Here is a 22230-nt window from a genome sequence, read left to right as displayed (position 1 = left end):
GTTAAGAATTTTCGAATCCTTGGAGAAATCGAAGATTCATGAACTCCATTGTTGAAAATAGAAACCAGTGAACTAAAATTTAGAAAAATTCATGCGGTTTTAGTTTTTTTCAAAAAGAAAAACTAAAAATACCTCTGGAAATCGAAGATTCATGAGTTCCAAAATATAAAATAGAAATCACACGAACTAAAAGCGCACTTTCTTTTGTGAAGCCTGTGCTGAACTTGATTCAGTATTCTTTGTGCGAGCAAAGAAAACGAAAATAAAAATAAAAATAAAATACTTAGCACTTATTTTAAAATATGATCAAAATTTTATTTGAGTAAACTTATGTCGAACTCACGTTAATTAAGATAATTGATCATAGTCTGATGATTTCAAAAGAATCATCTTTTTGTTAAAAAAATACGCTCAGGCTAAAAAAATATTTCCTAAAACGTTTTCGTTGCCTATCTTTGACAATCTATGGAAAACATTAAAATAATAGAATGCCCACGAGATGCTATGCAAGGCATCAAAATGTTTATTCCTACGGAAAAAAAAGTACAATACATTCAATCATTGCTTCGTGTTGGTTTTGATACGATCGATTTTGGAAGCTTTGTTTCTCCGAAAGCCATTCCACAAATGGTTGATACTGCTGAGGTTTTATCCAAATTAGACTTATCTACAACCAAAAGCAAGCTCTTAGCAATTGTTGCCAATATTCGTGGCGCATCTGACGCAAGTACACATCCAGAAATTCAATACTTAGGCTATCCGTTTTCCATTTCTGAGAATTTTCAAATGCGGAATACTCACAAAACCATTGCAGAATCGATAGAAACATTACAAGAAATTTTAAACATAGCTGACAAAACAGACAAAGAAGTTGTTGCATATCTTTCGATGGGATTTGGAAATCCGTACGGCGATCCTTGGAATGTGGAAATAGTAGGCGAGTGGACAGAAAAACTTTCCAATATGGGCGTAAAAATCTTGTCATTATCAGATACAATTGGTTCTTCCACACCAGAAGTGATTGAGTATTTATATGCAAACTTGATTCCTAACTATCCAGAAATCGAATTTGGCGCGCATTTACACACCACACCAACTTCGTGGCACGAAAAAATTGATGCGGCTTACAAAGCAGGCTGTAGACGTTTTGATGGCGCAATTCAAGGTTTCGGCGGTTGCCCGATGGCAAAAGATGAACTTACAGGAAACATGCCAACCGAGAAAATGGTTTCGTATTTCACGGCAGCAAAAGCAAACTCAGGTGTGCATGCCATGAGTTTTGAATCATCTTACAATGAAGCTTCTAAGATTTTCAATCAATATCATTAGGAAATTTATCAGTTGTCAGTATTCAGTTATCGGTTATTAGTTCTCAGTCACAAGTAACTAACAACTTCTCATAAGAATAACTACAAAAAAACAAATAATAATTATAAATGTTAAATGCTGAATTTTAAATTAAAAAGTTTCTATGATCGATTAAAAAATTAATTTTACTCCTAAACTCCTAAACTCCTAAACTCCTAAACTCCTAAACTCCTAAACTCCATACTCACTACTAATACCTAACTACTAAAACCACATTAACAAATTGTTATCTATTATAACAATAGTATATATTATATAAAATGTAGTATATTCGCATGCAATTATATCATAATTGCGACATGACAGCACACAACGACAAAATTTTAGGCGAAGGACTCACATATGACGATGTTTTATTAGTTCCCGCTTTCTCCGAAGTACTTCCAAGAGAAGTCAACATTCAAACAAAATTTACAAGAAACATAACGATCAACGTTCCTATCATTTCGGCAGCGATGGATACAGTTACCGAATCGGCAATGGCAATTGCAATGGCGCGTGAAGGTGGAATTGGTGTGTTACACAAAAACATGTCCATTGAACGGCAAGCACAAAAAGTTAGAAAGGTAAAACGTGCCGAAAGCGGAATGATTATCGATCCAGTAACGTTACCACTAACAGCAACTGTTGCGGATGCAAATGCAAACATGAAAGAACACAGCATTGGCGGAATTCCAATTGTGGACGAAAACGGAATCCTAAAAGGAATAGTAACGAACAGAGATTTACGTTTTGAGCACGACAATGAGCGTCCAATTGTTGAGGTAATGACAAGTAAAAACTTGATCACTTCTTCCGAAGGAACTTCATTAAAAGATGCAGAAGCAATTCTTCAAAAACATAAAATAGAAAAACTTTTAATTGTAGATGATACATACAAACTAAAAGGATTAATCACATTCAGAGATATTACCAAAGTAACGCAAAAGCCAATTGCAAACAAAGATACTTTTGGACGTTTGCGAGTTGCGGCAGCTTTAGGTGTTACTTCAGATGCTGTGGAAAGAGCAGCAGCGTTAGTAAAAGCTGGAGTTGATGCCGTTGTGATTGATACCGCGCACGGACACACTAAAGGCGTTGTAGACGTTTTAAAAGCCGTAAAAGCGAAGTTTCCGGACTTAGATGTCATTGTTGGAAATATTGCCACAGGTGATGCCGCTCGGTATTTAGTAAAAGCTGGCGCAGATGCAGTAAAAGTTGGAATTGGTCCAGGATCAATCTGTACAACGAGAATTGTTGCAGGAGTTGGTTTTCCTCAATTTTCAGCAGTATTGGAAGTTGCTGCGGCAATTAAAGGTAGTGGCGTTCCAGTTATTGCAGATGGAGGAATTAGATATACTGGAGACATTCCAAAAGCAATAGCGGCTGGCGCAGATTCTGTTATGTTAGGTTCATTATTAGCTGGAACAATGGAATCTCCAGGAGAAACTATTATTTACGAAGGAAGAAAATTCAAATCATATCGTGGAATGGGTTCCGTAGAAGCAATGAAAGAAGGTTCAAAAGATCGGTATTTTCAAGATGTAGAAGCTGATATCAAAAAATTAGTTCCAGAAGGAATTGTTGGACGTGTTCCATATAAAGGAAACTTAGACGAAAGCATTCATCAATTTATTGGCGGATTGCGCGCAGGAATGGGATATTGTGGTGCTAAAGACATAGAAACTTTGAAAGAAACTGGACAATTTGTACGAATTACGGCAAGTGGAATCAATGAAAGTCATCCGCATGATGTAGTAATTACCAAAGAATCACCAAACTATTCAAGAAGATAGTTTTTTACTACTAGAAAATAAATATAATAAAGGCTATCAACTTAAAAAGTGATAGCCTTTATTTATTAAACTGTATTTTTTTTAGTGTCCAGGAGGTGCACATTTAGCAGCGCAAATACCAAAAAAACTTGTTTGTGCTCCGTAGCATAAATCTACAAAATATGTTCCGAAAGTTCCTCCTTTAATTTCTTCTTCAGTAAGCGAAGAAACAGTTACCTTTTTTAAAAATAACTCTTTGTTTAATGTTCTTTTTTTCATAATTATGGTTTTTGATTTGATACTAAGATATAAAATCATCTCTTTTAAAGAAAAAATATAGTAAAGAAAATTCAGACATTGCCTCAAATTAACGAATTTGAGTTCAATTTAAAACATATAAAAAGCCTTGTATTTCAATGAAATACAAGGCTTTTTATATTATATTAAAAAATACGTTATTTTTTAGTCAACTTTCAATCCAAGTTTCTTGGCTGTTTTCAGTGTGATGTCAAACAACGGATCAACGTATGCTAATTCGTTCCCATCAAGTGTAAAAACTTGCGTAAACTTTTCTTCTTTAGCAATAGTTGCAACAGCATTACCTACTTTTTTGTACAACGGACGCATTAACTCTTCTTGCTTCAATTGCGCTAACTGTGCAGCGTTTTGTCTAAACTTTTGAATGTCAGATTCAAGCTCAAAAATCTCTTGTTGCTTTTTCTTTTTGGCTTCTTCTGTCATGGTTGCGAATGCTTTGTTAGCTTCCTCAACTTCTTTTCCGTATGCATCAAGCTTTATTTTCAAATCGCTTTGTAATTGCTTTTCATACGCTTGAATTCCAGCTTTCACCTGAGCAATTTCAGGTAGTTTAGAAACAATAATATTAATATTAACTGTTCCTACTTTTGTTTGAGCAGAAGCTGCAAACGAAAAAAATACGATTGCTACTGTGCAAAGTAAATGTTTAATTCTCATCTAATTAAATTTTGTTTTTCAAAGTTGGCTAATGTAATGAAAACATCATACCAAAAAAACGATAACTCATAAAATTAACGTTTTTTTATGGGATTAATTTACTAATTGACCTCTGTGCGGCTTCAATTTTTCACGCATAAAGGGAACATCATTCTGATTGATAATCATAGTAGCGCAAACGTGCATTTCTGAAAATTCTTCTACTGTAACTGATTCACTTTCAATATTTTCCATACGAATGAAATCATTTAAGTGAATGCAATGATGTTCCGCAGTGCGCTTTGCTGTTGGACCTCTAAAGTCCCAAATCAGTTTTACTTTGTCCATGTTTTAATAATTTCTACAAAATTAAACTTATCATACCAAATAAACTTTAAAAGCATAAAAAAAGCGAATGAAAACCATTCGCCTTTTACTATATATTTTGAGAAGCTACGTTATTTAGCTACAATTTTGAATGTCTTTGAAAATTCTGCAGAAGAAATTTTTACGATATAAATATTATTTTTCGGTAAATCTAAATACTTACTAAAACTTCCGTTGATCGCAATATTTTTTAAATCAACTACTTTACGACCTAATAAATTATAGATTGCAATAGTAGCAGTTGTATTAATTCCTGAAATGCTCAATTTTCCACCGCTGTAGCTCGTGTTCACTTTCGTACGATCACGATCATTACTATTTAGTGTAGAGCTATTTAAAGTCGCATCCACCAAATCGATATACATATTAGCTGATTGATTGTTTCCGCCGCCGCCAAATTGATTTTGGAATAAAAAGTCGATTCCTAAAATAGTTTCATTCACTAAAGAAGGAAACAAGCGTCCGGGCGTAAATGTAATTTCATAAGTATTTGATGCAACACTTGCGTCGCCATCTGTTAAATTTAAAACAGGTTGCCAACTTAAATCATTAAAATCTGCAGGAACTGCTTGAAAGCTACCATTATTTGTACGCAATCCTAAATACATGTGGATAAACGTTTGATTTTCTGTGTAAAAATTATTGATAATATCAGCATCTTCAAATCGAACCGTGATTTGATCGTTGATAGTTGCAACAGATGCTGTTTCCGTACTTCCCGCGCCATTATAGCCAGTAAAGTTGAACAGTTCCTGTGAAAATGCTAATGTAGAAACTAGCATAAAAAAAGTAAAAAAGTAGATTTTTTTCATAAAGCAATTTTAATCATTACAAGTATAGTTTAAAAAAGATTGATTTCAAAATAGAAAACCTATCTTTTTATAATAAAATACCAAAAATTAAGCCAAAAAGTAAAAAATAGCACAATAATACACATGCTAATATGTTGTGTACTATTGATGAATTGTTATTTTTGTCTTTCTCAAAAAAAAATATAATGAAAAAGAGCATTCAATTACTTCTTATTCTTTTGGTATCGCTAACAAGTTTTGCACAGTCCAAAAAAGATAAAGTTTTATTTTCTATTGAAGGTGAACCAACATACGTTTCTGAATTTGTAAGAGTTTATAAAAAGAACCTTGATATTATTGATGAAAAGGATCAAAAAGAAATTGAGGAATATTTTCAGCTTTTTCTTGAATATAAGTTGAAGCTGAAGGAAGCCAGAAACCTTAATCTTAACGAAAAAGATGCATATATAAAGGAATTGGCAGGATATCGTAAGCAATTAGCTAGAAGTTATATGACAGATACGAACGCAACAGAAAAATTGGTTAGAGAAGCCTATGAGCGTTTACAAAAAGAAGTAAAAGCAAGTCATATATTAATAAATGTTTCTTTAGATGCTGCACCAAAAGATACATTGGTTGCGTATGAGAAAATCATGAATTTGCGTCAATCTATAGTTGATGGAGCAGATTTTGGAGAAGTTGCCATGCAAAATTCTGGAGATCCTTCGGCAAAATCTAATAAAGGTAATCTTGGTTATTTCTCTGCATTTAGAATGGTATATCCTTTTGAGTCAGCTGCTTTTACTACTAAAATCGGAGAAACGTCAATGCCAGTTCGTACACAATTTGGATATCATATTATTAAAGTAGAAGACGTTCGTGAAAATGTTGGAGAAATTACAGTTGCACATATTTTATTGTCTGATAAAAAAGAGGACGAAAATAAAGAGAATCCTGAAGAAAAAATAAATGATATCTACACGCAACTACAAGCTGGCAGTGATTTTGGAGCGTTGGCAAAACGTTTTTCTGAAGATAGAAGTTCCGCTGTAAATGACGGTAAATTGCCGAAATTTGGACGCGGACGTTTGCGCTCAAAGATATTTGAAGATGCTGCATTCGGTTTAAAAGAAGCAAATCAATTTTCAAAACCATTCAAATCTGAGTTTGGTTGGCACATTGTAAAATTGATCTTATCGCATGAAATGAAAAGCTTTGAAGATGAAAAATCGGTGTTGGAGCGTAAAATAAAAAACGACAAAAGAGCAAGTGTCATTAATACGTCTGTTATTAAAAAAATAAAAAAGCGATACACAATTACGGAAAGTGAAAACGGAAGAAAAGATTTCTATGCGTTGGCAGATGCTACTTTTTTCAGTCGAAACTGGAAGAAACCAACAGATAGTATCTTCTTAAATAAAACACTATTTCAAGTAAAAGATACAAAAATAACGTATGATGAGTTTGCTACGTATTTATTGAAAGTAAGTACGCGGTTTGCAAACAAAAAACCTACTCCAGAAAGTTTCATCAATCATCAATATACACAATTTATGGATGCGCAATTGTTGGCATTCTACGAAAGTGATTTAGAAAATGTAAACGAAGATTTTGCTGCTATTCACGCAGAATATCGCGATGGATTGTTGCTATTTGATTTAATGGAAACTGAAATTTGGGAAAAAGCAAAAATTGATACGTTGGGCTTGGAAAAATTCTTCAATGAGAACAAAGAAAACTACAAATGGGAAAAACGTGTAGAAGCTGTTGTTGCTTCTTGTACGCAAGAAAATGCGGCAAAACAGGTGCAACATTTGCTAAAAGAAGGAAAATCGTTAGATGAAATCAAGGCAGCTATTAATAAGGACAGCAAAGTAAATGTGATTTTTTCGCCGGGTGTTTATGAAGAAGGACACAGAAATCTTCCGAAAGGATTCAAATTTGAAAAAGGTGTTTCTGAAATATTTGAAGATGGAAAAACAGATTTCACTATTGTAAAGGTAAACGAAATTGTTCCTGAGAGTTACAAGGAATTATCTGAAATCAAAGGAAAAGCAATCAGCGATTATCAAGTATATCTTGAAAAAAATTGGGTTAAAAGCTTAAAGAAAAACTACAAAGTTAAGATCAACAGAAAAGTATATCGCAAACTAGAAAAATTCGTTAAATAAAACCTATTGAGAAAATTAATCTTTTTAATTCCTGTCTTTTTATGTGTTTCGTGCGAATACTTTCAATCGTCGTATGAAGGCGAACCTGTTGCCAGAGTTGGTGAAAACTATTTATATAAAAGTGACTTAGCGCCATTACTTTCTGAAAACATGACTTCGGATGACAGCACAATTATTGTCAATAATTATATAAATAGATGGGCAACACAAGAATTATTCATTCTGCGTTCAAAAATCAATTTGTCGCAAGAAAAGCAAGATGCGTTTGAAGCATTAATTGCTGAATATCGACGCGATTTATACATAGAAGCGTACAAAGAAGCCATTGTAAAGAAAACGATTGATACAACCGTAACGGCTTTTGATGAAGCTGCATATTACGATTCAAACAAAGAAAACTTTAAATTGAATGTAGAGTTGCTAAAACTGCGCTACATAAATATTGGGAAAGACAATTCTAATATTGAAGAAATCACGGAACGTTTTAAGCGTTTTGAAGCGGAAGATAAAACAATATTAGATTCATTAGCAATTCAATTTAACAATTATTCGCTCAACGATTCTATATGGGTAAAAGAAACGCAGGTGTTCAATAAAATTCCTGTAATCACTGCTGAAAATAAAGAGAAATACTTAAAAAAATCACAATTTTATCAAATAGAAGATTCATTAGAAGTATATTTGGTGCGAATTGAGGATAAGCTCGGCAGAAACGACATTGCGCCACTTGCGTATGTGCGTCCTACAGTACGACAAATCATCCTTAATAAGCGCAAGCTTGAATTTATCAGAAAATTAGAAAAAGACATCACAAAAGATGCAGTTAAGCAAAAACAGTTTGAAACTTACAATTAACACAATGAAGCAAAGTATATATGTACTTGTGCTGCTTGTAGCATTAGGAATGCAAGCGCAAGAAAAGGAAGATGCAACAATGGTTTCTGAAACCGTGAAGGAAGCAAAAATACAAACAATAGACTCCACAAAACCAACGCCAAATCGTATCAAAATTGATGGAGTTTCGGCAGTTGTTGGTGACTATATTATTTTAGAATCTGATGTTGATAAAACACTTTTAGACTTTAAACAACAAGGAATTTCATTAGAAGGATTGACAAGATGTAAATTGTTAGGAAAACTGATGGAAGACAAATTGTATGCACACCAAGCGGTACAAGATAGTATTACCGTTGCTCCAGGTGAAATTAGAGATCGTGTTAATCAAAACATTGAATACTTTAGTAAGCAAACAGGCGGAATGGCAGAATTATTAAAATTCTATGCGATGGAAGATGAAGCTTCGTTGCGTCAGCGTTTAATGGAGATTGTTAAAATACAATTCTTAACACAACGTATGCAAAGCAAAGTGGTGCGTGATGTAGAAATTACGCCAGAAGAAGTACGTCAGTTTTTTGAGAAAATTCCAGTAGATCAACGTCCTGTAATTGGAGTTGAGTTGGAAGTTTCTCAAATTCTTATTGCACCAGAAGCATCACAAGAAGCGGTTGATAAAGTAATTAACAAACTTAAAGGAATAAAAGCAGAAGTAGAAGCAGGTTCAAGTTTTGGAACCAAAGCAATTCTATATTCTAAAGATAGAGCATCAGGTCGTCAAGGTGGATTAATGGCTATTAGTAAAAGAATGTCTTTAGCAAAAGAATTTAAAGATATTGCCTTTTCTTTACAACAAGGAGAAATCTCTGATCCGTTTGAAACAGATTTTGGATGGCATATTGTGATGATTGATAAAGTTCGTGGACAAGAAAGAGATGTACGTCACATTTTATTAATTCCAGAAATTACAAACGAAAAGCTTGAAGAAGCGCGTAAAGAAATTGATACTTTACGTCAACGAATTATGGCAGAAGAACTTACGTTTGATGAAGCTGCACGTTCATTCTCTGATGATAAAGAAACACGAAATAATGGTGGGAAATTAATCAATCCTGCAACTTATGATACACATTTTGAATTGACAAAAATGGATCCTGAGCAATATTCGCAAATAGAACCATTAAAAGGAAACGAAATATCAATTCCATTAATTGACGAAACTAGAACAGGTCAAAAACGATTCAAACTACTAAAAGTAACCAATCGTTACAATGAGCACGTAGCTGATTATTCTAAAGATTACATCAAAATTAAAAGTTTAGCGCTCAAAGAAAAGCAGTTAAAAGAAGTAGAAAAGTGGATTAAACAAAAAATTGAGGATACATATATCAATGTAAATCAAGGTAATCGCGATTGTGAATTTCAAAATAACTGGTTAAAAAAATAATTTCCCTATGTCAGATGTTGCTGCTATTGAAAACCTTGTAAAAAAACACAAGGAACTCAAGAACGAAATCGCTAACATAATTGTTGGTCAAGAAAGTGTAATAGATCAAATACTACTCTCTATATTTTCTGGCGGACATGCCTTATTAATAGGTGTTCCAGGATTGGCAAAAACACTAATGGTAAACACAATTGCCACTACATTAGGACTTAACTTTAAACGTATTCAGTTTACACCAGATTTAATGCCGAGTGATATTCTAGGAAGTGAAATCTTAGACGAATCTCGCAACTTTAAATTCATAAAAGGACCAATTTTTGCCAATATTATCTTGGCAGATGAAATCAACCGAACGCCGCCAAAAACGCAAGCAGCTTTACTAGAAGCAATGCAAGAACGCGCCGTTACAGTTGCAGGACATCATTACAAGTTAGATTTACCTTACTTCGTATTAGCAACACAAAACCCAATTGAGCAAGAAGGAACATATCCGTTACCAGAAGCGCAATTGGATCGTTTTATGTTTGCCATTCACTTAACATATCCAACGTTTGAGGAAGAAGTACAAGTGGTAAAATCGACCACTACAAATGTTGAAAACACCGTAAAACCATTATTTAACGCACAAGAAATCATTGCGATTCAACAATTAGTTCGTAAAATTCCTGTAGCAGATAACGTAGTAGAATATGCAGTTCGTTTAGTTTCTAAAACACGTCCGAAAGAAGCAACTGCTACCGATTTGGTAAAACAATATGTAGATTGGGGAGCAGGACCAAGAGCGTCTCAAAACTTAATCTTAGCAGCAAAAGCACATGCGGCAATTCAAGGGAAATTTTCTCCTGACATTGAAGACGTGCAAGCAGTTACAATTGGAATTCTATCACACAGAGTCATCCGAAACTACAAAGCGGAAGCGGAAGGAATTACGATTGAAAAAATTATTAAGAGTTTGTTTTAAACTGAATTGAAAGATTTAATGATTAAAGGATTCAATAATAGCTTCTTTAACCCTTCAAGCAAAACAAAAAAAATAGTATCATCAAAAAAAGCATCTCAAATTATGAAATTCGTAATTGGAGATGTTTTTTTTGGTTAATTTTAAATTAAATTCAACAAAAAAGAAGATTTAATAAAAATAATGAATCAAAAAGAAAGTTATACTGTCGATTTTTAAAAATCAAGATAATTTCGTAATTTCGCATGACTTTCTAAAAACACTAAAAAACGAAATATATGGCCTTTGATATTGATATGATAAAAAAGGTTTACGCAACAATAGTGGAACGTGTAGATAAAGCGCGTGAAATTACGGGTAAACCATTAACACTTTCAGAAAAAATACTATACTCACATTTATGGGATGGAACGGCAACGAAAGCTTTCGTTAGAGGTAAAGACTATGTAGATTTTGCTCCAGATCGTATTGCGTGTCAAGATGCAACTGCACAAATGGCTTTACTGCAATTTATGCAAGCTGGAAAAACTAAAGTAGCAGTTCCTACAACAGTTCATTGTGATCACCTTATCCAAGCAAAAGTTGGTGCAACGAGTGATTTACAAGCTGCCATGAATAATAGTAGCGAAGTGTTCAATTTCTTAGAATCAGTATCAAACAAATACGGAATTGGGTTTTGGAAACCAGGCGCAGGAATTATTCACCAAGTAGTATTAGAAAATTATGCTTTTCCTGGTGGAATGATGATCGGAACCGATTCACACACCGTAAATGCTGGTGGATTAGGAATGGTTGCCATTGGAGTTGGTGGAGCTGATGCAGTAGATGTAATGGCTGGAATGCCTTGGGAATTAAAATTTCCAAAACTTATAGGTGTTAAATTAACTGGGAAAATTTCTGGTTGGACAGCACCAAAAGATGTCATTCTTAAAGTAGCTGGCATTGTTTCTGCAAAAGGAGGAACTGGCGCAATTGTTGAATATTTTGGACCAGGCGCAATCGGATTATCTTGTACAGGTAAAGGAACTATCTGTAACATGGGAGCAGAAATAGGTGCCACAACTTCTACATTTGGTTACGATGAATCTATGGAACGTTATTTACGTGCAACGGATAGAAGCGATGTTGCAGATGCAGCTAACGAAGTAAAAGAATACCTTACGGGAGATGCAGCAGTATATGCAAACCCTGAACAATATTTTGATCAAGTTATTGAAATTAACTTGTCAGAACTTACTCCATTATTAAACGGACCATTTACGCCAGATTTATCGACAACTGTTGGTTCAGCAATGACCAAAAAAGCACAGGAGAATGATTGGCCAATGCAAGTAGAATGGGGATTAATTGGTTCTTGTACGAATTCATCTTACGAAGATTTATCAAGAGCTTCTTCTATTGCACAACAAGCATTGGACAAAGGGCTGAAAATGAAGTCTGAATTAGGAATCAATCCAGGATCAGAACAAGTACGCTATACAGCTGAACGTGATGGAATCTTGCAAGTTTTCGAAAAACTAGACGCTAAAATATTTACAAATGCTTGTGGACCATGTATTGGACAATGGGCACGATATTCAGATCCTAAAAACGCTCCAAAAAACAGTATTGTACATTCGTTCAATAGAAACTTTGCGAAGCGAGCAGATGGAAATCCAAATACACATGCTTTTGTTGCTTCACCAGAAATTACTGCAGCCATTGCGATTTCAGGTCGTTTAGACTTCAATCCAATCACTGATAAACTTATCAATGAAAATGGAGAAGAAGTAATGTTCGACGAGCCAACAGGATGGGAATTACCACCAAAAGGTTTTGAAGTAAAAGATAATGGATTTTTAGCACCTGAAGAAGATGGTTCTCATGTTCAAATTACTGTAAATCCTGATTCTGAGCGTTTGGAATTATTAACTCCATTTACGCCAATAGGAAATGAAATTAATGGCGCAAAACTATTAATAAAAGCATTTGGTAAGTGTACAACGGATCATATTTCTATGGCTGGACCTTGGTTACGTTTCCGTGGACATTTAGATAATATTTCTAATAACTGTTTAATTGGTGCCGTAAATGCATACAACATGAAAACGAACTTTGTAAAAAGTCAGTTAGATGGTGAGTACGATGCAGTTCCAAAAACAGCACGTGCATACAAAGCAGCAGGAATTTATACAATTGTAGTTGGAGATCATAACTACGGAGAAGGTTCTTCTAGAGAACACGCAGCAATGGAACCAAGACATCTAGGTGTTGCGGCGGTACTTGTAAAATCGTTTGCACGGATTCACGAAACAAACCTTAAAAAACAAGGAATGTTAGGATTAACATTTGCAACTGAAACGGATTACAATTTAATTCTAGAAGATGATACTTTCAACTTCTTAGACTTAAACGAATTTGCACCAGGAAAACCATTAACTATTGAAGCAGTTCATGCAGATGGAAGCAAGGATATCATTGTTGCAAACCATACGTACAACCAAAGTCAGATAGAATGGTACAATGAAGGTTCTGCCTTAAACTTGATTAAAAAAGAAAACGGAGCTGTTTAATTAAAAGCAACTTCTGATTATATACAAAGCCTTAAACGAAAGTTTGGGGCTTTTTTCGTTTTTATACAGCTTTGTACAGGAAAATTGTAAAATTTAAAAGTTTTCAGATTATTTGATAAAAATAATTACCTAGAATAAAATCCTGTTGCAGAATACACTGCTGCTGGTCCGCCACTCATTCCCATTGGTGGAACAATTACGGGCGTTAAAACACCATTTATAGTGAGTGCTACTGTTTTTGCTTCGGCTTCTAAAGAGTCATCATGAAAAGGTAAATTAGGTGATTGTCTATTTACTCTTGTCAAATCTCCAAAATTTGAGAGTTTTAAATGCACATCAAAACCATCAATTTTAACCGTTACTTCTGCAAAATTTGGCATATCGGTATGTACAGTTATTGCACCGACAATGGTTGGAGCTTGTTCAAAAGGAGTTCCTGCAAACACATTGTTCGCAAAATAATCGCCTACTATTTTATTGGTAGAAATGAAGCCCATAACTTTTGGTGTTCCATCTTCGTTTGGCAATAATAACATTCCGGAAGGTGCAGATCCAACTGGTGTATGCACCATTCTTGCTAAATGGACTATTACATTTGGCATTTCCGTTTTGTCGTTTGATAAGGCAACTAAATCTACGCCACCTTCCCAACTCATCCAATTTTGTACTTTCATAATTTTCATTTTAAAGTTTATGTTATCTATTAAATTAATGAATAAAATTCTTCAAATTCAGATTTGGGTGCATAGTAAAGATATGTAATTTATAATTATGAGCAATTATTTTCATACGAGTCATACTAAGAGTTAACTAATATATCATTTTGTATGTCGTAAAATACAGGTGTTCAGAATATTTTTTGTGAACTTGAACTTGAACTTGAAGTTGAAGTTGAACTTGAACTTGAAGTTGAACTTGAACTTGAGCAAAGAATATAGAGAATAGAACTTTGAATATCGAATATCGAATAAGGAATACTGAATGTTGAACTTTGAACATGGAATATAGAGAAAAGTGAAAAGTTAAAAGTTAAAAGGGAAAAGGGAAAAGTTAAAAGTGAGTAACGAATACACAAATAAACCAACAATGAGCAAAGCGACAAAAACCCAAAACCTAATACCCAAAACCCCAAAACCTGAGTAAACATTTGGCAGAACGATCTTTAATTAGGAAATTAGCAACTTAAACTTGAATTCTTGAGAGTCACGTTAAAAATTGCCTTAGAAAATCCTGCTATCATAAAGCAACAATTGTTAGTATGGAGTCAACAATATCATGAAGTTAGTTGGCTCGATTCAAATGATTATCAGTCGCATAGCAGAGATTTTGACGCTATTTTGGCGGTTGAAGCGTTGACACTTTTGCAAACCGATCATGTAAATGCTTTTCAGAAATTAGACGAATATCAAAAAACAACCAACGATTGGATTTTTGGCTATCTTTCATACGATTTAAAGAATGCTGTAGAAAATTTAGTTTCCCAAAACCATGACGGTTTGGACTTTCCAGAGTTGTATTTCTTTCAACCTAAAAAAATATTTCTATTGAAAGGAAATACGCTAGAAGTTCAGTATTTGAAAATGGTTGATGATGAATTGGAAGAAGATATTCAAGCAATTCTAAACACAAAAATCGATCAAGAAATTTTCACACATGAAGATTCTAATAAGGAACATCGCCCTAAAATAAAACTCCGCATTCACAAAGATGAATACCACGAAAAGGTAACCAAATTGCTTTCACATATTCATCGTGGCGACATTTACGAAGCAAACTTCTGTCAAGAATTTTATGCAGAAAATGCAGAAATTGATCCGTTATCAACCTATACACATCTAAATTCAATCTCAAAGCCACCTTTTGCGACCTATATGAGATTGAGTGACAAATACATTCTTTCGGCTTCGCCAGAACGTTATATCAAGAAAAAAGGCATTAAAATTACTTCGCAACCAATCAAAGGAACTGCCAAACGTTTGGAAGATCCAACGGAAGATGCAGCAATCGCAATTGCGTTGCAGAAAGACGAAAAAGAGCGTGCAGAAAACATTATGATTGTCGATTTAGTCAGAAATGATCTGGCAAAAACTGCTACAAAAGGAAGCGTACAAGTGGAAGAGTTGTGCAAAATTTACACCTTCAATCAAGTACATCAATTAATTTCTACGGTAACTTCGGAAGTATCGGAAACGCAAAATCCTGTGGAAATTCTACGAACAACTTTCCCAATGGGAAGTATGACTGGCGCGCCAAAAATTTCGGCAATGCAAATTATTGAAGATTTAGAAGAAACCAAACGCGGCATTTATTCGGGCGCCATTGGTTATTTTACACCAGAAAATGATTTCGATTTCAATGTCGTTATTCGCTCTATTTTATACAACAGCACAAAAAAGTACGTTTCTTATTCCGTTGGTGGCGCAATTACTGCAAAGTCCATTCCTGAGAAAGAATACGAAGAGTGTTTGATAAAGGCAAAAGCGATGCGTGAGGTTTTGGAGTAAATTATTGTTACTATTGATATTTTCTTTTTTTATGAGTATTTTTATGATATGATAACTCTAAATTTTTTACCATGAAAAATACAGTTTTAGCGACTATTTTATTGATCTTCTTTTCAAGTAGTATCTATTCTCAAAATTCTAATTCAACTATTCAAGTTGGAGATACTTTTACAATTGGGGAAGCTTATAATGATAATTACAAGCATATTAATTTTCCGAATGCGAACTTTATTATTAAAAAAGGTGGAATTGCGAGTTACAGCAATATCAAAGGCGAAAAAGTGGAAGTGACATCAATTGAAGAAAAGAAAGATGGAAGTTTGGTGGCAACAATACAATTAACTTCTAAAAGACAATTTTTTAATAGTCATAAATACGTGACTGTAGTTATAAATGAAGCAATTCGCAATAAAGAATTGATGAAGATTTGATTTTTAGTTGTTTGTATTTCAGCTATTTTCGATAGTTTCGAACAGTTTTTATTTCCGTAACTCTTTTTCAGTCATTTCAGGATTATATCGTTTTCCGTCTTTGTTAAAACACCAAACATTTGAAACTTCACGTAATTCGGGCAACTCCATTTCTTCTGATTTAACTTTTTGCTTTACAACTCTCCGAAATTTTCTATTTGCATCTCGTTTATTTTCCTTTTCAGATGATGCAGTTGTATTTCCGTAAATCTTTGTTTTATTTTTGGATCTGCTCATATTGTATTTAACGTGAGTTCGATATAAGTTTACTCAAATAAAATTTCGAACATATTTTCGAAATAAGTGCTAAGTGTTTGATTTTCATTTTATTATTTTCGTTTTCTTTGCTCGCACAAAGAAAAGAAACAAAAGAAAGTGCGCTTTTCCAGAGGCATTTTTAGTTTTTCTTTTTGAAAAAAACTAAAACCGCATGAATTTTTCTAAATTTTCTCCAAGGATTCGAAAATTCTTAACGAAAAATCCCTGCTATACTGCGGAAAAGACAAAAAAAGCATTCTGAAATTTTGTATCGAACTCACGTTATTTAAATATTATCAACGTTCACTAGGATTCTCAATTTCATTATCATTTGCAGGGTTTTTTCTGAATGGAAAGACAAACTGCCTCAAAAATCCTTTAGGAAATTTTACTTCTCCAAGACCTGTATTTTCAGGCCACGTTTTTCCCATTGGATAATATGTGCCAAATAGCATGTCAATGAATGGAAAGTGAATGGCAAAATTTTTATCATACGCTTTTGGATCGTCAGAATGATGCCAATGATGATATTGCGGAGTTACAAATACATAGCGAAGAAACCCAAAATTAATACGTGTGTTTGCATGCGCTAATACTGCCTGAAATGAAACTATAATTACATATGTAGTAAAAACTGCTGTGCTAAATCCGAATACATATAAAGGCAAAAAAGAGATGGCGCGTACAGCGACTAAATCAACAAAATGCGTTCTTGAACCTGCCAACCAATCAATGTCTTTTGTGGAGTGATGAACGGAATGAAAACGCCATAAATACGGAGTTTTGTGAAAAAAATAATGTGCTGTCCACTGAAATAAGTCAGACACAAACAATGCAAGAAATAGTTGTGGAATAAACCAAATACCTTGAACCCATTCTTGAAATCCGCTTAATCCAAAGTTAGCAAATATCGTTACTGCGGGCAATTGCACAAGGATTCCAATAATTTGAATTAGTAAGTGACTGATGATAAAATACACTAAATCGGTTCTCCATTCCGCATGAAATTTTGTTTGTTCCAACCTTTTTGGTAAAAACAATTCCATCGGAATAAATATAACGGCAGAAATTAGAATATCGAGTAGGAGCCAATCCATTCCTAATGTGAACGGTTTTGAGTCTATTTCTTGATATTCAGGCAATCCTGAAGCCAAGAAAATGGAAGCCGCGATAATTAGTATTGCATAGAACCCTAGTTTTGTTTTTTTGCTTAGAATGAAACTCACTAAGGCAAACCCGAAAGATACCATCAGCACAATTAAAAACGCCCACTTTATATAACCAGGTTTGTAAAGTTCTCGAAAATCGGCAGTCGTTAAATACTCTGGAAAATAAGCGCAAATAGTTGTTCCTAAGCATACAATTGCCAAAAAGATGGAAATGTAACCGCTAATTGTGCCTTCTCCAATTTTAAGTCGTTTGTTTTGGGTCATATTGTTTCGTTGGTTTTGATTTGTAATGGTTTACGCGTTATTTTCAAAATTACACATACTATTTAGCATAACTATTTGAATTTCAGTAGTATTTTCTTTCGTTGTAGTTCTTTAGGATGTTCCATTCCTTTTTCATAATGATCTGTTGCAAACACGAAATAAATATCAGAGTTAATCTTTTCAATCGGATAATTGTATTCACTTTCAGGATATTTTCTTTCATCTCGTTTGTCCATATCGTAGATATTTTCAACAGTCACAGTTGCATATGTGATTCCGTTTTCGACTTTTATGTCTTTGTCAAATCGATGCCATTCTGTATCTTCTTCATAAAACCAAACATTTTGATAACTTCCATCTCCAACATAAATATCTTTGTTTACATTGAATTTGTCTTCATTTCCAGTTTTTATTGCGACAAATCGACAGTCTTTAAAAAAGCTTTTATCGTTACATTCAAAAATATTCTGTTCAATTGGGTAATCGTAATAATATTTCCCCCAAGATGATGACACATAAACGTGATCAGTTTTTACGAGGTCTACATGAATTTTAAATGGTTTCTTACTGAGTTCAACGATGCCATTTTTTTCTTTTACTATTTTTCCATCTTGAGAGATTTTGATGTTAAAATATTCATCAGTTGTATTCGTACTATTTTTTGTTGTTCCGCAAGAAAATAGTGTGATTAAAAATAAAATTGCAATAAGATTTTTTGAGATCATTCGGAATTTTTTATTGTATTAAACGTGTTTTGTATGATTAGTTATATAGTTAAGCAACTAATTTAGCAAATAAATACCGAATAGAAAGTCCGCAAGAATTTTCGTAAGTAGGTGAGTGCTAGTAATTAATTATATACGATGTTTGTTGTACACAGTATTTATTTCGCTAATTCTATTTGAAATTTTGTAGCATTAAAAGCCATTTGTAAACCTCTCAAATTAGATTCAGACTTATTTATTTCAAATAATTCATCTAAATATTCAGTTTGCTTCGCCACATTGTTATTCTCTTTTTTAAAAATTTGATATTTTAAAAGAATTAAATTCGCCATTATTTCATCTGAAATACTTAAATCGCTTTGCTTTAAATATTCCTCTATTGTTTTTTTAATCTCTGAATCATTATCTGTTAATTCATCAAATAGATAAGCATTAGCCAAGTCAGATTTATTCATACTTGAATAATCATTTTCATTGGACATATCTTTTCTATAAGTCATTTTGTTTCCATTAAGAAAATACCATCTAGTGTAGGAATCATTTTCTAGCTTAATTTCTTTTTCAAATTCCTTTTTCTTTACAGTCCAATTTGTGAAAGCAATTAAAAGTTCAGTTCCGTCGTCTTTCTTTAAAATTGCGAATCGGATTAAGTAATTTCTTTTTCCAGGTTTTTCAATTTCAATTTCTAATTTGTTCTCTACAGAAACATATTTTTTAAGAGCGTTGATAATTGACGAAACATCTTCTGGATTGGCTTCAGGAAACAGGTTTTCTCTTAAAAACAGATCGATATATAAATAATGGGTCAAATAAAAATCATCCATTTTCAGGTAATTTACTTCTTTCAACTGGTCTGTTTTAATATTAATTTTTTCCGATTGAGCATATCCAAAAGTTGTGAATATTGCTATTAATAAAAGTATGATTATTTTTCTTCGCATTATGTTTGTTTATATTGTTGCCAACGTTTTTATGTATGATTAGTTGCGTGGTTAAGCACCTAATTTAGCAAATAAAAACGGAATAGAAAATTTAGATGTTACTGAGTTTATGGAAATGGGATTTTCGTAAGTAGACTATAAACAAGCAATTAATTATACGCGTTGTGATTGTTGCACAAGTCAAAAAATTCTTTAAATCTTATATTTTTGTTTTTCAATATAATGCAGTTAACTGATTATCAGTATTAATTATTTTGTGTTTTGTTCAAAATTTTGAAATATTATTAAAAAAGATAGCTGTGCAACTGTCACCAATATTACCCAACGTTTTTAGTTTTTAGTTTCAGTTTTTATTTTATTCAAAATTTTGGATTTTAGCCAAATGCTTGTTTCATTCAAACTGTCAATTTCAAAACTTTGATTAATCAAATCCAATGCTTGACTATTATTGCCTCTTTCAAAATAAAAAAGAGCACTGTTATTTAAAAGAGAATTGTTTTTGGGATTAAGTTTAACCGCTTGATTATAATTTGTTTTCGCCCGTTCTAAATCATTAGTTTTGTCATAATATACTGCTAAATGAAACCATATTTCCCAATAAGTATCATCCATTTTTTTTGATTTTAAATAATACTTTTCAGCCATTTTAAGACTATCTTGTTTTTCATATACATTTCCAATAAGTGTATATATATTACTCAAAGTTGTACTATCAATTTTTGCATTAGAATTTATTACGTTCAAGTATATTCTTTTGGCTTCCTCATATTTTCCCTCTCCATATAGTTCGCTCCCTTTAATAAGTTTGAAATTATCGAATAATTCTTTACTTTCATTACAACTGGATAAGAAAGAAGTTAAAAATAAAATTGTCAAAAGTCTATTCATATTTTAGTGAGTGAGTTCAAATATTTGCTAACGTTGTTGTGTAAGGAAAGTTGCGTGTTTCCAAGCAATAAAGTTACTAAATAAAACACAAACCAAGAAAATCCGCGAGGATTTTCGTAAGTAGGCGAGAACCAGCAATAAATTATACACGGTGTGCCTGTTGCACAAGCCTAAGGTATTGATAAATTTCGTATCTTGATATATGCAAGGCAAAAAAATCTATCAAGAAAAACTATTCAACAATTTTCAACTAAGTGATCGGATTCCAAAAGAAAATTTTTATCGTCGTTTATCTTCTGAGTTAGATTTAGATTATTTGTATGAACTTACCAAAGTCTATTACGGAAGTAGCGGACAAAAAAGCATTGATCCTGTTGTGTTCTTCAAACTATGTTTGGTTGGTTATTTAGAAAATATTATTAGTGATCGTAAGTTGATTCAGCATTGTAGTCTACGCTTGGATATTTTGTATTTTCTGGGGTATGATATTGATGAAGAACTTCCATGGCATAGTACGATAAGTAGAACCCGACAGTTATTCCCTGAATCAATATTTGAAGAAGTTTTTACACGAGTTTTCATGCTTTGTGTAGACAAAGGAATGGTAAGCGGTCACACACAGGCAATCGATTCTGCACCAATAAAAGCGAATGCTTCGATGGATAGCTTGGAGTTAAAAGTTCCTGAAGAAGAATTGGACTCACATTTATCCAAAGTTCGGGTTCAGAGTTACCGAGATCGTCAAGTTCAAAACAAGGCAAGTAAAGAACAACAGGTTATTACTGCAAATGATCAGGAACTTAAAGCTATCACATCAAGGAACAAGAAATGGGCAAAGGATCAAGATAGGCGACCAGGTGCTGGCAATAAAGGAAGTCGGTATACCAGTAACAAAACGCATTACAGTCCCACAGATCCTGATGCTCGCATTAGTGTAAAACCTGGCAAAGCAAGAAAACTCAATTATATGAGTCAACTCAGTGTAGACACCGCACATCATGTGATTAGCGATATTAAGGCATATCATGCTGATAAGAGAGACAATCAGTATTTACAAGATATAACTATTAGAACTCAAAGACGTTTGCGAAAAACAGGGTTATTATGGGAAAACCTAGTGGCAGATACTGGGTATAGTAGTGGCGAGAACTATGCCTTTTTAGAATCTCAAGGTTTAAAAAGTTACATTCCACCGCATGGTACTTACAAAGGTGGTCCAGATGATTTTATATATGACAAAGAATCGGATCACTATGTGTGTCCACAAGGAAAGATTATTCCTTTTAAAAAGGTATTTTTAGATTATCGAACAAAGACCAAAAAAAAAGAATATCGTGGTTCCTCCAAAATATGTAAAGGTTGTCCAATAGCTTCGCAATGTTTAGGTAAAACAGCTAAAGAAAAGAAATTTTCGGTTACGTATTACAGAGACGAATATGAACGAAATATAGAAAGAGTGAACAGCAATCAAGGACGTTATATGAAGAGAAAACGTCAAAGCACAGTAGAACCAGTATTTGGTACACTAAAGGAATATATGGGACTCAGAAAGATCAATACTTTAGGAATAAAGCAAGCAAATAAAGTGATGCATATGTCAGCGATTGCTTATAATCTGAAGAAATACCTAAAGTTCGTTACAAAAATGGCAAAAAGTGCAGCCAAAATAGGCAATGCTATTTTTTCAGAACTAAAAGCAACTCAAAACTTCATAGCAACTATTTTAAGCCATGTAAATTATTCAAATGTATACTTACTAAAAACCTAAAAAAGCCCTTAAAAGGGCTTTTTTTAT

20 protein-coding genes are annotated in these 22230 nt (G+C 33.3%); 10 read left to right on the top strand and 10 right to left on the bottom strand.

Translation table 11 applies throughout. The features are described 5' to 3' along the window. Positions 1-465: 465 nt before the first annotated feature. Both IMCC3317_RS04285 and guaB read left to right on the top strand, forming a co-directional pair. Positions 466-1329 (top strand): hydroxymethylglutaryl-CoA lyase, encoded by an 864-nt coding sequence (locus IMCC3317_RS04285; RefSeq protein ID WP_160128273.1) that lies wholly within the window; start codon positions 466-468, stop codon positions 1327-1329. A 338-nt stretch (positions 1330-1667) separates the two neighbouring features. Further along, positions 1668-3143 carry an IMP dehydrogenase gene (gene guaB, locus IMCC3317_RS04280; RefSeq protein WP_160131862.1) on the top strand — a complete coding sequence of 492 codons (1476 nt, stop codon included), beginning with the start codon at positions 1668-1670 and terminating at the stop codon, positions 3141-3143. 81 nt (positions 3144-3224) lie between these two features. On the opposite strand, the gene IMCC3317_RS04275 is transcribed toward guaB, so the two are convergent. The 4 genes from IMCC3317_RS04275 to IMCC3317_RS04260 all read right to left on the bottom strand — a co-directional run bounded on the left by IMCC3317_RS04275 (position 3225) and on the right by IMCC3317_RS04260 (position 5275). Continuing rightward, positions 3225-3401, bottom strand: a complete 177-nt coding sequence (locus tag IMCC3317_RS04275; RefSeq protein WP_160128272.1) for a class I lanthipeptide — start codon at positions 3399-3401, stop codon at positions 3225-3227. Positions 3402-3584: 183 nt separating this feature from the next. Continuing rightward, a complete protein-coding gene (locus IMCC3317_RS04270) occupies positions 3585-4097 on the bottom strand; it encodes an OmpH family outer membrane protein (RefSeq protein ID WP_160128271.1) in 513 nt (170 codons plus the stop codon). 93 nt (positions 4098-4190) lie between these two features. After that, positions 4191-4424 (bottom strand): hypothetical protein, encoded by a 234-nt coding sequence (locus IMCC3317_RS04265; protein WP_228054951.1) that lies wholly within the window; start codon positions 4422-4424, stop codon positions 4191-4193. 110 nt (positions 4425-4534) lie between these two features. Then, the gene (locus tag IMCC3317_RS04260; RefSeq protein ID WP_160128270.1) at positions 4535-5275 is read right to left on the bottom strand and encodes a T9SS type A sorting domain-containing protein; all 741 of its coding nucleotides are present in this window, start codon (positions 5273-5275) and stop codon (positions 4535-4537) included. A 185-nt stretch (positions 5276-5460) separates the two neighbouring features. On the opposite strand from IMCC3317_RS04260, the gene IMCC3317_RS04255 reads away from it, so the two are divergent. The 5 genes from IMCC3317_RS04255 (at position 5461) to IMCC3317_RS04235 (ending at position 13216) form a co-directional block, all read left to right on the top strand. Further along, on the top strand, positions 5461-7425 hold the full coding sequence (locus IMCC3317_RS04255) for a peptidylprolyl isomerase (protein WP_160128269.1): 1965 nt from the start codon (positions 5461-5463) through the stop codon (positions 7423-7425). Between the two features lie 6 nt (positions 7426-7431). Further along, on the top strand, positions 7432-8280 hold the full coding sequence (locus IMCC3317_RS04250; RefSeq protein WP_160128268.1) for a peptidyl-prolyl cis-trans isomerase: 849 nt from the start codon (positions 7432-7434) through the stop codon (positions 8278-8280). A gap of 4 nt (positions 8281-8284) precedes the next feature. After that, positions 8285-9706, top strand: coding sequence for a peptidylprolyl isomerase (locus IMCC3317_RS04245; RefSeq protein ID WP_228054949.1), 1422 nt, complete (start codon positions 8285-8287; stop codon positions 9704-9706). Positions 9707-9713: 7 nt separating this feature from the next. Further along, positions 9714-10667 (top strand): AAA family ATPase, encoded by a 954-nt coding sequence (locus IMCC3317_RS04240; protein ID WP_160128266.1) that lies wholly within the window; start codon positions 9714-9716, stop codon positions 10665-10667. Between the two features lie 275 nt (positions 10668-10942). Next, positions 10943-13216 (top strand): aconitate hydratase, encoded by a 2274-nt coding sequence (locus IMCC3317_RS04235; RefSeq protein ID WP_160128265.1) that lies wholly within the window; start codon positions 10943-10945, stop codon positions 13214-13216. Between the two features lie 125 nt (positions 13217-13341). Here the strand turns inward: IMCC3317_RS04235 and IMCC3317_RS04230 are convergent, their stop codons facing one another. Next, the gene (locus tag IMCC3317_RS04230) at positions 13342-13890 is read right to left on the bottom strand and encodes a hypothetical protein (RefSeq protein WP_160128264.1); all 549 of its coding nucleotides are present in this window, start codon (positions 13888-13890) and stop codon (positions 13342-13344) included. A gap of 522 nt (positions 13891-14412) precedes the next feature. Here IMCC3317_RS04230 and pabB point away from each other — a divergent pair. After that, the gene (gene pabB, locus IMCC3317_RS04225; RefSeq protein WP_160128263.1) at positions 14413-15720 is read left to right on the top strand and encodes an aminodeoxychorismate synthase component I; all 1308 of its coding nucleotides are present in this window, start codon (positions 14413-14415) and stop codon (positions 15718-15720) included. Positions 15721-15791: 71 nt separating this feature from the next. Then, on the top strand, positions 15792-16151 hold the full coding sequence (locus tag IMCC3317_RS04220; protein WP_160128262.1) for a dihydroorotase: 360 nt from the start codon (positions 15792-15794) through the stop codon (positions 16149-16151). Positions 16152-16199: 48 nt separating this feature from the next. Here IMCC3317_RS04220 and IMCC3317_RS04215 read toward each other — a convergent pair whose 3' ends face one another. The 5 genes from IMCC3317_RS04215 to IMCC3317_RS04195 form a co-directional block, all read right to left on the bottom strand. Then, a complete protein-coding gene (locus IMCC3317_RS04215) occupies positions 16200-16427 on the bottom strand; it encodes a hypothetical protein (RefSeq protein WP_160128261.1) in 228 nt (75 codons plus the stop codon). 317 nt (positions 16428-16744) lie between these two features. Beyond that, on the bottom strand, positions 16745-17881 hold the full coding sequence (locus tag IMCC3317_RS04210; protein WP_160128260.1) for a sterol desaturase family protein: 1137 nt from the start codon (positions 17879-17881) through the stop codon (positions 16745-16747). A 71-nt stretch (positions 17882-17952) separates the two neighbouring features. Then, positions 17953-18606, bottom strand: coding sequence for a hypothetical protein (locus IMCC3317_RS04205; RefSeq protein ID WP_160128259.1), 654 nt, complete (start codon positions 18604-18606; stop codon positions 17953-17955). A 158-nt stretch (positions 18607-18764) separates the two neighbouring features. Beyond that, complete coding sequence (locus IMCC3317_RS04200; protein WP_160128258.1) at positions 18765-19547, bottom strand: hypothetical protein; 783 nt, start codon at positions 19545-19547, stop codon at positions 18765-18767. A gap of 330 nt (positions 19548-19877) precedes the next feature. After that, positions 19878-20435 carry a tetratricopeptide repeat protein gene (locus tag IMCC3317_RS04195; RefSeq protein WP_160128257.1) on the bottom strand — a complete coding sequence of 186 codons (558 nt, stop codon included), beginning with the start codon at positions 20433-20435 and terminating at the stop codon, positions 19878-19880. A gap of 202 nt (positions 20436-20637) precedes the next feature. On the opposite strand from IMCC3317_RS04195, the gene IMCC3317_RS04185 reads away from it, so the two are divergent. Further along, positions 20638-22203 carry an IS1182 family transposase gene (locus IMCC3317_RS04185; RefSeq protein ID WP_160128255.1) on the top strand — a complete coding sequence of 522 codons (1566 nt, stop codon included), beginning with the start codon at positions 20638-20640 and terminating at the stop codon, positions 22201-22203. Positions 22204-22230: the final 27 nt, after the last annotated feature.

The organism is Kordia antarctica (assembly GCF_009901525.1).
Lineage (GTDB): Bacteria > Bacteroidota > Bacteroidia > Flavobacteriales > Flavobacteriaceae > Kordia > Kordia antarctica.
This window is presented reverse-complemented; position numbering and strand designations above follow the sequence as displayed.